Consider the following 13,985-nt stretch of genomic DNA (forward strand, 5'->3'; position numbering starts at 1 on the left):
TTCCCTTGCGGAAAAGGAGGCGATGCGCGGCGGGCGTCAGTTAATTGCTTCGCCGCTTACCTGGAGCACGGCCGTAAGCGGCCGGGTCCGCGTCCGGAAGGACCGCCCGGTGGGCGGCACCCGCGGTGGGCGTGGATCGCGCCAAAGATTCGCGATCCACCCGCTGATTTACTTTTTCCGGCAGACGCGCCCCGCCGGATCGCGCGATGGCCCGCCCTAGAACCCGCGGGTGCGCTTGGCGGCGCGGCGGCCGGCGGCGGCCTCCTCGATGCCGGGCGCGCGCAGGAACAGCCGGGCGACCTCGGCACCGAGGTTCACGCCGACGGCGATGGCGAGCGCCAGCGAGGCGGCCTGCACCAGGGACGGCAGCCCCTGCGCCAGATGCCCCTGGGCGAAGTTGAGCAGGCCGAAATACGTGGCACTACCGGGCAGCAGCGGGCCGATGGCCGCCGTGACGTACGGCAGCGCCGACGCGTAGCGGTAGCGGGAGAGCAACTGCCCGAAGAGGCCGACCAGTCCGGCGGCGATGGCGGTGGCCGGCACCACGTTGATCTCGGCGCGGTAGACGAGGGTGCCGTAGACGACCCAGGCGACCCCGCCGTTCAGCGTCGCGAACGCCACCGTGTTGCGTTCCTGTTGGAGCAGCACGCAGAAGGCCAGCGCCAGCAGCATGGCCGCGATGATCTGGACCACCGGCTCGTTGTACGCCTGCAGCGCCTGCTCCGGGTTGAGCCGCCGCAGTTCGGGATTGAGCTGCAGGCCGATATAGAGCACGCTGAGCACGCCGACGACGATGCCGACGATGAGATAGCCGACCTCCAGCAGACGTGCGGCGGCGGTGATGTAGTAGCCCGTCAGCCCGTCGTGCACACCGGCGACCAGGGCCCGCCCCGGGATCAGCGCGAACAGCCCACCGGTGATCACCGCGGACGCCTGGATGCTGGCGTGCGCCAGACCGAAGGCGACACCGACCGCGGCGGGCGGCATCGCGGCGACCACGAACTGGTAGAACTCCGGCAGCCCGCGCCCGGAGGCCAGCCAGGCCAGCCGGTCGCCGAGCATCGAGCCCACCGCGGCCGCGACGAACACCAGCTCCTGACCGCCGACCAGCATCGAGGCCGCGCCGGACAGCAGCCCGGAGGCCAGGGTCAGCGCCCAGCTGGGGTAGGGGTGGCGGTTACGGCGGATCTCGGCGAGACCTCGGTAGGCCTCCTCGAGGGTGATGCCCTCCGAGGCGATGTCGTCGACGAGCCGGAAGACCGCGGACAGTCGGTTGTAGTCGACGCCGCGCCGCCGGACCGTCCGGCTGGCCGTCACCGGGTCGTCGACCAGCGAGGGCTGGTAGGAGATCGACAGCAGGGTGAACGTGACGGTCGGCTCGACGCGCTCCAGCCCGTAGGCGTGCGCCACACCGAACATCGCGGCCTCGACGTCCTCCGCGCCCTCGCCGCCGGCCAGCAGGATCTCGCCGATACGCAGCGTCAGGTCGAGGACGCGGGGAACGGCCGGACCGGTCTCCTCGTCGTCGCGCTCCGGGCGCTCGGGCACCGGCCGCTCCCCCACCGGCATCCGCAGCATGGTGCGCATCCGGTCCTGCCAGGGTGCCTCCTTGGTGAGGCGGACGACCGGTATGCCGTGCGGCGGGGTGAAGGCGGCGCCCATGGCGGTGGCGCCGGCGGGCATCGGGTGCTGGCCGGTGGTGCTGCTGGGCGGCGTGAACGCCGAGCCCTCCTGCTCGGCCGGCGTCTCCGGACGCAGCCCGGCGGGCAGCGCGAACTCCGAGGTGGGGTGCTCCTCCTCGGGGGCCGGCGGGTACGGCACGCCCAGCGGCGGGGTGAAGGCGCTGTGCGCCTCGTCCGACGCGGGTTTGCGCTCCTCGGGGGCACCGCCGCGGTCCGCGGCACCGCCGCTGCCGCTGCCGCTGCTGCCGCTGGTACCGCGCTGGCCGCGCTGTGGGTCCGACGCCACGGATCTTCGCTCCTCGTAAGCCTCCTGACGGATGTCAAGGACACGATGCCTGATGGCCGTGCGCTGCGCTTCCTTGGGGCGGGCGTTTTCGGCTGCGGCGCCGTGCGGATCGGAGGAAGTCACCTCTTTCGCCTGCCCACGGCCCCGGGGAGCAAGCACCGCGGAGGGCCTCCCGGGGGAGGCGGGCGGAGGCGAAGGGTGTGGCGTGGCGTGGGAGGAGGCCCGGCGGCGGGACCGGGCGCGCGGTCAGCGCTTGGCGTGCCGCCCGCGGCGCGAGGGCTCGGCGGGGGCGCCGCCCCGGCCGGTGTCCTGCGCGCCCGGCGCGGAGCCGTCCTTCTTGGCCTTGCCGCGCGCCCGCAGGAACTCGATGGCGATCGGCACCACGGAAACCAGCACGATCGCGATGAGGATCAGCTCGATGTTCTTGTGGACGAAGGCGACGTTGCCGAGCAGCGCGCCGAGCAGCGTGACACCGGCGCCCCACAGGACGCCGCCGACCACGTTGAAGGTGATGAAGGAGCGGTAGTTCATCCGGCTCACACCGGCGATGATCGGCGTGAACGTCCGCACGATCGGCACGAAGCGGGCCAGGATCAGCGACTTGGGGCCGTACTTCTCGAAGAAGTCGTGCGCCTTCTCGACGTTCTCCTGCTTGAAGAGGCGGGAGTCGGGGCGCTTGAAGAGCGAGGGGCCGACCTTGCGGCCGAAGAGGTAGCCCACCTGGTCGCCGATGACGGCCGCGAGCACGATCAGGACGCACACCAGCGCCAGCGGCTGGTCCAGCTTGTTCGTCGTCACCAGCAGGCCCGTGGTGAACAGCAGCGCGTCACCCGGCAGGAAGAAGCCGATCAGCAGGCCGGACTCCGCGAAGACGATGACCAGGACGCCGATCAGGCCGAAGGTCGCGATCAGATAGTCCGGGTCCAGCCACTGGGGGCCGAGCGCGAGAGTATTCACGGGGTGAAGGCTCCTGGGTCGAGGGCGCCGGATCGTGCGGTGCGACGAGCGAAGCGACGGGGTGCAGGCGCGTGTGCGGGCCCAAAGCTATCAACGCCGGACGCCACGTCGTGGTTCCAGGCGGGCGCCCGCGCCCCCACCCGACGGCCCCCGACCGCTGGCCAGGGCTCCCAGGCCGGGTGATGCTGGCCACGAGGAGGTGTGCGGCATGGGCATCGAGGAGTACGGCGGCGGGCAGCACGCCCAGTCCGACGTCCTGGTGGTGACGACCAACGACGTCCCGGGGTTTCACGTGGAACGGGTGATCGGCGAGGTCTTCGGCCTGACGGTGCGCTCACGGCACCTCGGCAGCCAGATCGGCGCGGGCCTGAAGTCGATGATCGGCGGCGAGCTGCGGGGCCTGACCAAGACCCTGGTCGAGACCCGCAACCAGGCGATGGAGCGGCTGGTGGAGCAGGCCCGCTCGCGGGGTGCGAACGCGGTGCTGATGTTCCGCTTCGATGTGACGGAGGCCGCCGACGTGGGCACCGAGGTGTGCGCCTACGGCACGGCCGTGGTGCTCTCCCCGCTGAGCTGACCGCGCCGGGCCAGGGGTGGCGGGTGCGCGTCCGTGACGTACCTCTCGCCGGGCCCGGCGAGCGTCCCCCGGGTGGCTCGCCGGGCCCGGCGAGCGTCCCCCGGGTGGGCGGCGGCCCGGTACGCCCCCCGCGAGGCCTCCGCACGCCGTGTGAGGAGCCTGTCCGGATCCTGGAATGCGCGGAGCCGGCCCCCGCAGGGTGAGATCCTGCCGCCCATGCTGGGGATAACGGATCTGTCCACCTATCTGGTGGGGCTGGCGCTGATCATTCTGCTGCCGGGCCCGAACTCGCTCTACGTCGTGTCGGTGGCCGCCCGGCGCGGCCCGCGGGTGGCCTACCGGGCGGCGGCCGGCGTGCTGTGCGGCGACACCGTGCTGATGACGCTGTCGGCGGGCGGGGTGGCCTCGCTGCTGCAGACCAGCCCGGTGCTGTTCGCCGTCGTCAAGTTCGCCGGCGCGGGCTATCTGACCTGGCTGGCGGCCGGGATGCTGCGCGGCGCCTGGACGCTGTGGCGCGGCCGTCAGGACCGCCGGGACCGCCAGGACGGGGCGGCCGACCGGGCGCCGCGGGCGGCGAAGGAGGCCGTCGAGCGGCCGTACCGCAGGGCGCTGGTGGTCAGCCTGCTCAACCCGAAGGCGATCTTGTTCTTCATCTCCTTCTTCGTGCAGTTCGTGGACCCCTCCTACGCCCATCCGGTGCTGTCGTTCCTGACGCTGGGCGCCTGGGCGCAGCTGTTCAGCCTCACGTACCTGTCGGTCCTGATCTTCAGCGGGACGTATCTGGCGGCGACCTTCCGGCGGCGCCGGCGGCTGACGGCCGGGCTGTCCGCGGGCGCCGGGGCCGCGTTCCTGGGCTTCGCGGCGAAGCTGTCGCTGGCGAGCGCGGGCTGATCCACGCGGCAGGCCCTGGCGCGGGTCCGGCGCGTACGGGCGGGAGCGGGCGGGTGGCGGTCCTCCGGGGCGGCCGCCCGCCCGCTCCCGCTTCCACTGGGTGAGCCCTGGAGGCCACCCGCCCTTGATGCCCTTATTGTCGGGTTTCAGGAGGTGCGTCCATGCCCGATCATGACGTCACGGTCGCCGTCATCTACTACTCCTCGACCGGCACCGTCGCCGAGCTCGCCCGGCTGATCGCCGATGCCGCCGAGCACGCCGGGGCGGACGTACGGCTGCGCCGGACCGCGGAACTCGCCCCGCAGGCCGCGATCGACGCCAACCCGGCCTGGGCGGCGAACGCCGCCGCCACCGCCGACGTCATGGAGGCCACCCACGAGGACATGCTCTGGGCGGACGCGGTGCTCTTCGGCTCCCCCACCCGCTTCGGCAATGTGACCTCGCAGCTCAAGCAGTTCCTCGACACCCTGGGCGGCCTCTGGCAGCAGGGCCGGCTGGCCGACAAGGTCTACAGCGGCTTCACCGCGAGCGCCACCCGGCACGGCGGCCAGGAGTCCACCCTGCTCGCGCTCTACCAGACCATCCACCACTTCGGCGGCATCCTCGTGACGCCGGGCTACACCGACCCGGCGAAGTTCGTCGACGGCAATCCCTACGGCACCTCCCACGTCGGCGGCCCGGACACGCCGCTCGACGACGACGCCCGCACCGCCGCCCGGATCCAGGCGGAGCGCGTCGTGAAGTTCACGAAGGCCATCAAACACGGTCTTTCACCGGCCAGTTGACGGGTAGTGGCGACAACATGACTCTGCACAAAGGCGCATCGGAATCCGACCGCAAGCAGACCGGGCACCCGGTCAACCCCTTCTACGGGGAGGCCGACCCGGTCGCCGGAATGGAGACCGCACCCCCGCAGCACACGCTGCCCGACGGCCCGCTCTCCCCGCACACCGCCTACCAGTTCGTGCACGACGAGCTGATGCTGGACGGCAACTCCCGGCTGAACCTGGCGACGTTCGTCACGACCTGGATGGAGCCGCAGGCCGGCGTCCTGATGGCGGAGTGCCGGGACAAGAACATGATCGACAAGGACGAGTACCCGCGCACCGCCGAACTGGAGAAGCGCTGCGTGGCGATGCTCTCCGACCTGTGGCACGCACCCGACCCCGCGGCCGCCGTCGGCTGCTCCACCACGGGGTCGAGCGAGGCCTGCATGCTCGCCGGGATGGCCTTCAAGCGGCGCTGGATGCAGCGCAACAAGGACCGCTATCCCGCAAAAGCCCGGCCCAACCTCGTCATGGGCGCCAACGTCCAGGTCTGCTGGGAGAAGTTCTGCAACTTCTGGGAGGTCGAGGCGCGCACCGTCCCGATGGAGGGCGACCGCTTCCACCTGGACGCGGCCTCGGCCGCCGAACTGTGCGACGAGAACACCATCGGCGTCGTGGCGATCCTCGGCTCGACCTTCGACGGGTCCTACGAGCCGGTGGCCGACATCTGCGCGGCGCTCGACGAGCTCCAGGAGAAGCGGGGCTGGGACATCCCGGTCCATGTGGACGGCGCGTCCGGCGCCATGATCGCGCCCTTCCTCGACCCGGAGCTGAGGTGGGACTTCCGGCTGCCGCGGGTCGCCTCCATCAACACCTCGGGGCACAAATACGGGCTGGTCTACCCGGGCGTCGGCTGGGCGCTGTGGCGGGACACGAAGGCGCTGCCCGAGGAGCTGGTCTTCCGGGTCAACTACCTGGGCGGCGACATGCCGACCTTCGCCCTCAACTTCTCCCGGCCCGGCGCCCAGGTCGCCGCGCAGTACTACACCTTCCTGCGGCTGGGCCGGGCCGGATTCCGCGCCGTCCAGCAGGCCACCCGCGACGTCGCCTGCTCGATGGCCGAACGGATCGGCGCGCTCGGCGACTTCCGGCTGCTCACCAAGGGCGACCAGCTGCCGGTCTTCGCCTTCACCACCGCCGACCACGTCACCGCCTTCGACGTCTTCGACGTGTCCCGGCGGATGCGGGAGCGCGGCTGGCTGGTGCCCGCCTACACCTTCCCCCCGAACCGCGAGGACCTGTCCGTCCTGCGGGTGGTCTGCCGCAACGGCTTCTCCATGGACCTGGCCGATCTCTTCCTCGCGGACCTGGAGCAGCTGCTGACCGAACTCCGCGAGCAGCCGGGCCCGATGAAGCGCCCGGAGAACGTCGCCACGGCATTCCACCACTGAGGAGGCGCTGGGGGCTGTCTTCAGCCCCTAGCCCTGCCGGGCCGCCCGCTCCTCGTCCACCAGCGCGAAGGCGGTCTTGCCGTCCAGGGACTCGCGGAGGATGTCGGCGTGCCCGGCGTGCCGGGCCGTCTCCTCGATCAGGTGCAGCAGCAGCCAGCGCATCGACTGCCGGGCCTCGGGCGGGAACCACGGCGCCTCGGGCAGCGGGAAGGTGTCGTCCAGGCTCGGCAGGGCGCGCACGAACTCCTCGGTGCGCCGGGCGACCTTCTCCCAGAACGCCAGCATCTCGGGCAGGCTCTCGCCGTCCCCGAGCGCGAAGCTCAGATGCCAGGTCTCCGCGGTCCGCCGGATGGTGTGCGGCCGCTGCTGCGCGGTCTCGATCCAGCCCTGCTCGGTCTCCGCGACATGCTTGATCAGACCGGCCGGCGTCAGCGCGCTCGCGCCCGTACGGCGCCGGGCCTGCTCCTCGGTCAGCCCCAGGACCGACCGCCGCAGCCCGCCGCGCTGGGCCTCCAGGAAGGCCAGCAGCGCGCCGGCCTCGTCACCGTGTGCCTCGGCAGGAACGTGAGTGGGCATGGACTCGCCTTTCGTGGGATCCCCCGGCGGCCGGCTCTCCCGCCGTCCGCCTTTCGACACCCCTCACGCTAGGAGCCCTTGCGGTCAGCTTCTGTCCTCGACCCGCGAGCGGCCCTCGCGAGCCCGTGCCCCTGCGCTCAGAACGGGAACCGCGACCGGCCGTGCTGGATGGAGATCCACTTGGTGGTGGTGAAGGCCTCCACCATCGCGTCGCCGTTCAGCCGCCCGACACCGGAGCTCTTGGCGCCGCCGAACGGCACGATCGGCTCGTCGTGCACCGTGGCGTCGTTGACGTGGAACATCCCGGTCTCGATCCGCTTGGCGAACCGCACCCCGCGCTCGATGTCACCGGTGTGCACGGCGCCGCTGAGCCCGTACGGCGTCGCGTTGGTCAGCCGCACCGCCTCCTCGTCGCCGTCGAACGGCACCAGCAGCGCCACGGGACCGAAGATCTCCTGCTGGAGCAGCGGGGAGTCCGCCGGCAGCCCGCTCAGCACGCTCGGCGCGACCAGCGTGCCCCGGGTCTCGCCGTGCAGCAGCGCCGCCGCGCCGTCGGCGACGGCACGGTCCACCAGCGCGGTGACGGCCTCGGCCTGGCCCTCGTTGATCAGCGGCCCGATGTGCGTGTGCGGGTCGGTGGGGTCGCCCACCTTCAGCGTGCGGACCTTGGCCACGAACTTCTCGGTGAACTCCGCCTCCACGGCGCGGTCCACCAGCACCCGGTTGGCGGCCATGCAGACCTGGCCCTGGTGGACGAAGCGGCTGAAGACCGCAGCGTCGACGGCGTAGTCCACGTCGGCGTCGTCGAGGACGACCAGCGCGCTGTTGCCGCCCAGCTCCAGCACCGAGTGCTTGAAGTGCGCCGCGGCGACCGTCGCGACATGCCGGCCGACCCTCTCGGAGCCGGTGAAGGAGATGGTCTTGGGCACCGGGTGCTCGATGAGCGCGTCGCCGATCTCGGCGATGTCGGTGACGACGACATTGAGCACGCCGGCCGGCAGCCCGGCCTCCTCGAAGATCCTGGCGACCAGGCCGCCGCCGCAGATCGGGGTGTTCTGGTGCGGCTTGAGGACGACGGCGTTGCCGAGCGCGAGGGCCGGCGCGACGGACTTGATCGACAGCAGGAAGGGGAAGTTGAACGGGCTGATGACGCCCACGACCCCGACCGGGAGCCGGTAGAGGCGGTTCTCCTTGCCGTCGATCGGCGAGGGGAGGATGCGGCCCTCGGCGCGCAGCGCCAGCTGCACCGCCTCGCGCAGGAACTCCCTGGCCAGGTGCAGCTCGAAGCCCACCTTGGCGCGCGTGCCGCCCACCTCGGCGGCGATCGCCTCGGCCAGCTCCGCCTCGCGGTCGTCGATGATCCGCAGCGCCCGCTCGAAGACCAGCCGGCGGCTGTACGGGTTGGTGTCGCCCCAGGCCCGCTGGGCACGCTCGGCCGCGCGGTACGCCTGGTCGATCTCCTGGACGGTGGCCACCGGTATGGAGGTCAGCTTCTCGCCGTTGTAGGGATTGAAGTCGACGATGTCCCATGAGCCGCTGCCCGAGCGCCACTCACCGTCGATGAACTGATACGCCAACTCGTCGAAGTAGGACATGCCATCCCGATCTGGAGAACAGGGCGCTCAGGGCGCCGCATTGGGGGGTGCTGACTCCTGATGGCACGCCATCCTACCGACGCGTCACATCAGTTGGAGCAGCCCACGCAGCAGGTCCCTGGTCTCGGCCGGATTCGGCCCCTCTTCCTGGAGGCGGTCCATCACCCGCCCGTACTGCGCCACCTCTTCGGGCTTGTCCACATAGAGGGCGCTCGTCAGCTGCTCCAGATACACCACGTCCGGCAGCCCCGACTCCTGGAAGCCGAGCATGGTGAAGGCGCCGCTCTCCCCCGCGTGCCCGCCCAGACTGAAGGGCATCACCTGGAGCCGCACATTGGGCCGCTCGGACACCTCGATCAGATGCCTCATCTGCTCGCGCATCACCGCGCGGTCGCCGTACGGGCGCCGCAGCGCCGCCTCGTCCAGCACGCAGTGGAACTGCGCCGACCGCTCGGCCACCAGCAGCTTCTGGCGCTCCATGCGCAGCGCGACGCGCCGCTCGATCTCCGCCGGACCGGCGTCCGGCATGCCGCGTCTGACGACCGCCTGGGCGTACTCCTCCGTCTGCAACAGCCCGTGCACGAACTGGACTTCGTAGACCCGCAGCAGCGAGGTGGCGCCTTCCAGACCGACATACGTCTGGAACCAGCCGGGCAGCACGTCGGTGTAACTGTGCCACCAGCCCGCCACGTTGGCTTCCCGCGCCAGGGACAGCAGCGCCTCGCGCTCCTGCGCGTCGCCGACCCCGTACAGGGTGAGCAGATCCTCCACATCACGTGCCTTGAAGCTCACGCGGCCCAACTCCATGCGGCTGATCTTCGATTCGGACGCACGGATCGAGTAGCCGGCCGCCTCGCGGGTTATCCCGCGCGACTCACGCAGCCGGCGGAGCTGCGACCCGAGCAGGATCCGCCGCACCACCGACCCGCTCGACTCACTTGCGGACACCTCTCCGACCCTCCTGTGACCCCACCCCGTCCAACAGAGGGCCGCAAGTCTGCCACGTCCGGGCTTCGTTGAGTGCTCATCCGGTTACAGATGTGTGAGGCCCCCGCAAGCCCTCCACACAAACATCGGGGAAGAATCCGCCGCGAACCGGTGCGGGACCCCGCAATCGCGGCACGTGCACGTGCATCTGCCCTTGCATCTGTCTCGCACATTGGGAACCATGGGCGTCGCACGCATGCACGCTCGTGAAAGATCCGCCAGATCCGGCTGACCGGCCAGGGTCATGACGTCCGCGAACGCCAGGAGTGCCTCGCATGGGGACCAAGGTTTTGACCATGCTCGAGCCGTTATGGCAGGGCTTCCCTCCCGTCGACCCCCTGGCCGTCTCCGGATCCGCGTCCCGCACGCTCCCGCCGCGCTATGAATCGGTGCGCAGCGCACGGGCGTTCACCCGCGAGACCCTGCGGGGCTGGGATCTCGACGAGCTCTTCGACTCGGTCGCCCTGGTGGTCTCCGAACTCGTCACCAACGCCCTGCGGCACGCGGTCCTCGCCGCCCCGGAGCACCACGACGCCACCCCGCCGGCCCGGCTGCACCTGATGCGCTGGTCGACCCGGCTGGTCTGCGCCGTACGGGACCCGAGCGACGACTCCCCGGTGGCCGGCGAGGCGGACTTCGCCGCCGAGTCGGGGCGCGGGCTGTATCTGGTGGACTCCTTCAGCGACAGCTGGGGCTGGCATCCGCTGGCCGGGGCCTCGCACGGCAAGATCGTGTGGGCGCTCTTCCGGCTGCCGTAGCCGCTGCGCACACCGGGCGCACCGCCCTGGGCGGGCGCCCGGTTCCCGTGCGCCCGCGGCCGCTCAGTCCCGTACGAGGTGGTCGAACTCCCCGTCCTTGATGCCCAGCAGCATCGCCCGGACCTCGGCCGGCGTGTAGACGAGCGCGGGGCCGTCCGGGAAGCGGGAGTTGCGGACGGCGATGTCACCCCCGGGCAGCTTGGCGAACTCCACGCAGGAGCCCTGGGAGTTGCTGTGCCTGCTCTTCTGCCACGCCACCTCATGGAGATCCGTGGCGGCCATGCCGTTGTATGCGTGGGGCACAGGGGTCTCCCAGTGATAAATGGTGTCAACTGCCCCGGAGCATAGCCGCGTTCTCGTGCGGATGCATGCGCAGATGCACGTGCACGACAGCCGGTGTCGAGCCCGTCACCGCTCGTCGAGCACCCTCCCGGGCCACCCCCTGCGAGCCCCGCAGGCCCGCCTCCGCAGGCCACCGCCACCGGCCGGGTCAGGGCACGGCGCCGCGGGTCCCGCGCCCGTACACCTGATACGGATCACCGGGCCCGAAGCCCTCACGGACAGGGAAGAGACGTGTGCCACGCTCCCGGGGTTCCAGGGGCCCGTGACGGCCGCACCGGCCGGCGGGTCGCCCGGCCCCCTGGACCCCCGGGGCCGCCGTCACCGGGACGGATACGGGAGCAGCGCCATCTCCCTCGCGTTCCTGACCGCCCGGGCCAGCTGCCGCTGCTGCTGAGCGCTGACCCGGGTGATCCGGCGGCTGCGGATCTTGCCGCGGTCGGAGAGGAACCTCCGCAGCAGATCGGTGTCCTTGTAGTCGATGTACGTGATGCCCGCCGCATCCAGCGGGTTGCGGCGCGGGGTGGGCGTACGGCGCGGGTCGTGCCGACGGGGCATGGGGAACTTCCTTGTGCGTGCGGGGCGGACCGGCCGCCACCGGCGGGGGGACGGCGCGGCCCGCGCTAGGAAACGGGGTCGAGCAGGGCGTCGAAGGCGGGCGGCAGGCTCTTCCAGGACGGCGGGCCGCCCGCGTACTCGGCGTCGGTGAGCAGGCACGAGTCCAGCAGGGCCCGCAGGCCCTCGCGGTCCAGGCCCGGCGAGGTGAAGACCAGGTGCTGGGTGCGGTCGCCGTGCTCGGGGTGCCAGTCCAGCGCGGCCGCGGCCCGGCGGGTGGGCGGCACCAGCTCCCAGGCGGCGTCCGGCAGCGCGGCCAGCCACGGTCCGGCGTTCTCCACGCACAGCGCGCCGCCGGCCGCGTCCCAGGACAGCAGCGTGTCCGGGCGGTCGGCCAGCCAGAACCGGCCCCGGCTGCGGGCGGCCGCGCAGGTCAGATCCTCCAGCGCGGCGTAGAGGCGGCCGGGGTGGAAGGGGCGGGTGCGCCGCCAGACCATGGTGCCCACGCCCTCGGCGTCGGCCTCCTGGGGCAGCAGCGCACAGGCCGGGTGCTGTCGCGCCGCGGCCGCCGCCACATCGAAGCCGGCCGTCGCCGCGGCCGCCAACTCCCCTCCTGCGACGGGCACCTGGCGGGCCATCGGGTGCAGCTGGGCGAGCAGCGCGAGGTCGGCGGGCTCCGCCGCCTCCTCCCCCGCCGCGATCGCCAGCACCGGGGCGTACTCCAGCTGCCGCGCCCAGGTGTCGGCGACGGTGCGCTGGTCGGAGGCCGCGGCCGCCAGGCCCGCCTCGGCGAGGTCGTCGCCGCAGCCGAGGCAGGGCAGCAGCAGGGCCGGGTCGACGGCGGTGATCACGCCGGTCAGCGCGAGGTTCTCGCTGCCGCAGGAGGTGATCACCTCGGCCATGGCCTTGGGTTCGACCGAGTCCCACAGTTCGACGACCGCCAGCCGGCAGGTCCGGCCGGCGGCCAGCCGCTCCAGCTCGGGCACCAGGTCCTCGCGCAGCGCACAGCAGGCGCAGTCGTTGACCAGCGGCACGTCGGCGGTGTCGAGGGTGCCGCCGGCATCGCGGACGGTGCGCCGCACGGTGCCCTCGACGGCCGAGGCGAGGTCGTGGTGGAGGGCGACGCTGCCGGGCACCGTGTGCAGCAGCCGCTCGACGGCGGCCCGCCGCGCGTCCGCGTGCAGGCCGCCGAGCAGCACGACGTCGAGCCGCTCCATCAGCGGTCCCGCTTGCCGTACCGGCGCTCGAACCGCTCGACGCGGCCCGCGGTGTCCAGCACCCGGGCGGCGCCCGTGTAGAAGGGGTGGCTCGCCGAGGAGACCTCGACGTCGACGACGGGGTAGGTCCGGCCGTCCTCCCACTCGACGGTCTGCTCACTGGTCATGGTCGAGCGGGTCAGGAAGGCGTGGCCGGCGGCCCGGTCACGGAAGACGACGGGCCCGTAGGCGGGGTGGATTCCGGTCTGCACGGTGCTCAGCGCTCCTCTCGGAAAGCGACGTGACGGCCGGCCACCGGGTCGTACTTGCGCAGTTCCAGGCGGTCGGGGTCGTTACGGCGGTTCTTGCGGGTGACGTAGGTGTAGCCGGTGCCGGCGGTGGACCGGAGCTTGACGACCGGGCGTAGTTCGTTGCGAGCCATGGGGTTAGTATACGGAAATGGTTTCCATTTTCAATAGGCTCTCACCAGGGGCTCCGACCGAAAGGACCGCACCTTGTCCGCCCACTGCCAGCTGACCGGCCGCGCGCCGGGCTTCGGGAACGCCGTCTCCCACTCCCACCGCCGCACCCCGCGCCGCTTCGACCCCAACATCCAGCGCAAGCGCTACTGGCTGCCGAGCGAGGGCCGCCACATCCGGCTCACCCTGAGCGCCAGGGGCCTCAAGACCGTCGACGTCATCGGGATCGAGGCGGCCGTCGCCCGCATCCGCGCCCGGGGGGAGAAGGTCTGATGGCCAAGCAGAGCAAGATCGCGAAGGACGCGCGGCGCCGCGCGACCGTGGCGCGCTACGCGGCCCGCCGCGCCGCCCTCAAGGCCGTGCTCCGCAGTCCGCACACCCCCGAGGAGGAGCGCACCGCCGCCCTCCGCGAGCTGTCCCGCCAGCCGCGGGACGCCAGCCCCACCCGGGTGCGCAACCGCGACGCCGTGGACGGCCGCCCGCGCGGCTATTTCCGGGCCTTCGGCCTGTCCCGGGTACGGCTGCGCGAGCAGGCGCACGCGGGCCACCTGCCGGGCGTCCGCAAGTCCAGCTGGTAGCCGCGGCCGGCCGCCCGGTGCCGGGGGCGACACCCCTGCACCGGGCGGCCGGATCGTTCGGGTAATACTGGACAGAACGTCTCCCCCGGACCCCGACGAAAGCGAGCGCGCCGATGCTCCGCAACGCCTTCGAGCCCTGGCACCTGATCCTGATCCTCGCGGTGCTCGTGCTGCTCTTCGGCTCCCAGAAGCTCCCCGACATGGCACGCGGGCTCGGCCGCTCGATGCGCATCCTGAAGTCCGAGGCCAAGGCCCTCAAGGACGACGCCCCCGCCGAGGCGCCCCGCCAGGGGTCCGCGGGCGGTCACTGA

General features: G+C 72.0%; 18 protein-coding genes. 8 read left to right on the plus strand and 10 right to left on the minus strand.

Going from position 1 to position 13,985, the window contains the following annotated elements; all coding sequences use genetic code 11:
• Nucleotides 1-216: 216 nt before the first annotated feature.
• Together IEY78_RS21385 and IEY78_RS21390 are read right to left on the minus strand one after the other, a co-directional pair.
• Nucleotides 217-1,968, minus strand: a complete 1,752-nt coding sequence (locus tag IEY78_RS21385; RefSeq protein ID WP_189100657.1) for a threonine/serine exporter family protein — start codon at nt 1,966-1,968, stop codon at nt 217-219.
• Nucleotides 1,969-2,214: 246 nt separating this feature from the next.
• A complete protein-coding gene (locus IEY78_RS21390; protein ID WP_189100658.1) occupies nt 2,215-2,925 on the minus strand; it encodes a DedA family protein in 711 nt (236 codons plus the stop codon).
• 208 nt (nt 2,926-3,133) lie between these two features.
• On the opposite strand from IEY78_RS21390, the gene IEY78_RS21395 reads away from it, so the two are divergent.
• From IEY78_RS21395 to gad, 4 genes are all read left to right on the plus strand, one after another.
• Nucleotides 3,134-3,502, plus strand: coding sequence for a YbjQ family protein (locus IEY78_RS21395; protein ID WP_189100660.1), 369 nt, complete (start codon nt 3,134-3,136; stop codon nt 3,500-3,502).
• Between the two features lie 216 nt (nt 3,503-3,718).
• Entirely contained in the window at nt 3,719-4,393 is a 675-nt protein-coding gene (gene leuE, locus IEY78_RS21400; RefSeq protein ID WP_189100662.1) for a leucine efflux protein LeuE, read from the plus strand.
• A gap of 161 nt (nt 4,394-4,554) precedes the next feature.
• Complete coding sequence (gene wrbA, locus IEY78_RS21405) at nt 4,555-5,178, plus strand: NAD(P)H:quinone oxidoreductase (protein ID WP_189100664.1); 624 nt, start codon at nt 4,555-4,557, stop codon at nt 5,176-5,178.
• 17 nt (nt 5,179-5,195) lie between these two features.
• Entirely contained in the window at nt 5,196-6,611 is a 1,416-nt protein-coding gene (gene gad / locus IEY78_RS21410; RefSeq protein ID WP_189100666.1) for a glutamate decarboxylase, read from the plus strand.
• Nucleotides 6,612-6,638: 27 nt separating this feature from the next.
• Here the strand turns inward: gad and IEY78_RS21415 are convergent, their stop codons facing one another.
• The 3 genes from IEY78_RS21415 to IEY78_RS21425 form a co-directional block, all read right to left on the minus strand.
• On the minus strand, nt 6,639-7,187 hold the full coding sequence (locus IEY78_RS21415) for a DinB family protein (RefSeq protein WP_189100668.1): 549 nt from the start codon (nt 7,185-7,187) through the stop codon (nt 6,639-6,641).
• 137 nt (nt 7,188-7,324) lie between these two features.
• On the minus strand, nt 7,325-8,782 hold the full coding sequence (locus tag IEY78_RS21420; RefSeq protein WP_189100670.1) for an aldehyde dehydrogenase family protein: 1,458 nt from the start codon (nt 8,780-8,782) through the stop codon (nt 7,325-7,327).
• 84 nt (nt 8,783-8,866) lie between these two features.
• The gene (locus IEY78_RS21425; RefSeq protein WP_189100672.1) at nt 8,867-9,730 is read right to left on the minus strand and encodes a Sco1979 family transcriptional regulator; all 864 of its coding nucleotides are present in this window, start codon (nt 9,728-9,730) and stop codon (nt 8,867-8,869) included.
• 314 nt (nt 9,731-10,044) lie between these two features.
• On the opposite strand from IEY78_RS21425, the gene IEY78_RS21430 reads away from it, so the two are divergent.
• Nucleotides 10,045-10,527: an ATP-binding protein gene (locus IEY78_RS21430; RefSeq protein ID WP_189100674.1), complete on the plus strand. Its 483-nt coding sequence runs from the start codon at nt 10,045-10,047 to the stop codon at nt 10,525-10,527.
• Between the two features lie 63 nt (nt 10,528-10,590).
• On the opposite strand, the gene IEY78_RS21435 is transcribed toward IEY78_RS21430, so the two are convergent.
• The 5 genes from IEY78_RS21435 to rpmG form a co-directional block, all read right to left on the minus strand.
• Entirely contained in the window at nt 10,591-10,830 is a 240-nt protein-coding gene (locus IEY78_RS21435; RefSeq protein WP_189100676.1) for a DUF397 domain-containing protein, read from the minus strand.
• Nucleotides 10,831-11,187: 357 nt separating this feature from the next.
• Nucleotides 11,188-11,424 carry a 30S ribosomal protein S18 gene (gene rpsR, locus IEY78_RS21440; RefSeq protein ID WP_189100678.1) on the minus strand — a complete coding sequence of 79 codons (237 nt, stop codon included), beginning with the start codon at nt 11,422-11,424 and terminating at the stop codon, nt 11,188-11,190.
• 65 nt (nt 11,425-11,489) lie between these two features.
• A complete protein-coding gene (locus IEY78_RS21445; RefSeq protein WP_189100679.1) occupies nt 11,490-12,638 on the minus strand; it encodes a CobW family GTP-binding protein in 1,149 nt (382 codons plus the stop codon).
• Complete coding sequence (locus tag IEY78_RS21450; protein WP_189100680.1) at nt 12,638-12,889, minus strand: type B 50S ribosomal protein L31; 252 nt, start codon at nt 12,887-12,889, stop codon at nt 12,638-12,640. The genes IEY78_RS21445 and IEY78_RS21450 overlap by 1 nt, the downstream gene beginning before the upstream one ends.
• 5 nt (nt 12,890-12,894) lie before the next feature.
• Nucleotides 12,895-13,059, minus strand: coding sequence for a 50S ribosomal protein L33 (gene rpmG, locus IEY78_RS21455; protein ID WP_006604069.1), 165 nt, complete (start codon nt 13,057-13,059; stop codon nt 12,895-12,897).
• 73 nt (nt 13,060-13,132) lie between these two features.
• Between rpmG and rpmB the strand changes: the two genes are divergently transcribed.
• From rpmB to tatA, 3 genes are all read left to right on the plus strand, one after another.
• On the plus strand, nt 13,133-13,369 hold the full coding sequence (gene rpmB, locus IEY78_RS21460) for a 50S ribosomal protein L28 (protein ID WP_189100681.1): 237 nt from the start codon (nt 13,133-13,135) through the stop codon (nt 13,367-13,369).
• A complete protein-coding gene (rpsN, locus tag IEY78_RS21465; RefSeq protein ID WP_189100682.1) occupies nt 13,369-13,674 on the plus strand; it encodes a 30S ribosomal protein S14 in 306 nt (101 codons plus the stop codon). Before rpmB ends, rpsN begins: the two co-directional genes overlap by 1 nt.
• Before the next feature lie 113 nt (nt 13,675-13,787).
• A complete protein-coding gene (gene tatA, locus IEY78_RS21470) occupies nt 13,788-13,985 on the plus strand; it encodes a Sec-independent protein translocase subunit TatA (RefSeq protein ID WP_189100683.1) in 198 nt (65 codons plus the stop codon).

It is taken from the genome of Streptomyces kronopolitis (assembly GCF_014646275.1).
Taxonomy (GTDB): domain Bacteria; phylum Actinomycetota; class Actinomycetes; order Streptomycetales; family Streptomycetaceae; genus Streptomyces; species Streptomyces kronopolitis.

Excerpts from the sequence above, each read along its gene's own strand:
- IEY78_RS21420 (WP_189100670.1), bottom strand. The coding sequence starts at position 8,782 with ATGTCCTACTTCGACGAGTTGGCGTATCAGTTCATCGACGGTGAGTGG.
- tatA (WP_189100683.1), top strand. The coding sequence starts at position 13,788 with ATGCTCCGCAACGCCTTCGAGCCCTGGCACCTGATCCTGATCCTCGCG.
- IEY78_RS21430 (WP_189100674.1), top strand. The coding sequence starts at position 10,045 with ATGGGGACCAAGGTTTTGACCATGCTCGAGCCGTTATGGCAGGGCTTC.
- wrbA (WP_189100664.1), top strand. The coding sequence starts at position 4,555 with ATGCCCGATCATGACGTCACGGTCGCCGTCATCTACTACTCCTCGACC.
- rpmG (WP_006604069.1), bottom strand. The coding sequence starts at position 13,059 with ATGGCTCGCAACGAACTACGCCCGGTCGTCAAGCTCCGGTCCACCGCC.
- IEY78_RS21395 (WP_189100660.1), top strand. The coding sequence starts at position 3,134 with ATGGGCATCGAGGAGTACGGCGGCGGGCAGCACGCCCAGTCCGACGTC.
- gad (WP_189100666.1), top strand. The coding sequence starts at position 5,196 with ATGACTCTGCACAAAGGCGCATCGGAATCCGACCGCAAGCAGACCGGG.
- rpsN (WP_189100682.1), top strand. The coding sequence starts at position 13,369 with ATGGCCAAGCAGAGCAAGATCGCGAAGGACGCGCGGCGCCGCGCGACC.
- IEY78_RS21415 (WP_189100668.1), bottom strand. The coding sequence starts at position 7,187 with ATGCCCACTCACGTTCCTGCCGAGGCACACGGTGACGAGGCCGGCGCG.
- rpsR (WP_189100678.1), bottom strand. The coding sequence starts at position 11,424 with ATGCCCCGTCGGCACGACCCGCGCCGTACGCCCACCCCGCGCCGCAAC.
- leuE (WP_189100662.1), top strand. The coding sequence starts at position 3,719 with ATGCTGGGGATAACGGATCTGTCCACCTATCTGGTGGGGCTGGCGCTG.
- IEY78_RS21445 (WP_189100679.1), bottom strand. The coding sequence starts at position 12,638 with ATGGAGCGGCTCGACGTCGTGCTGCTCGGCGGCCTGCACGCGGACGCG.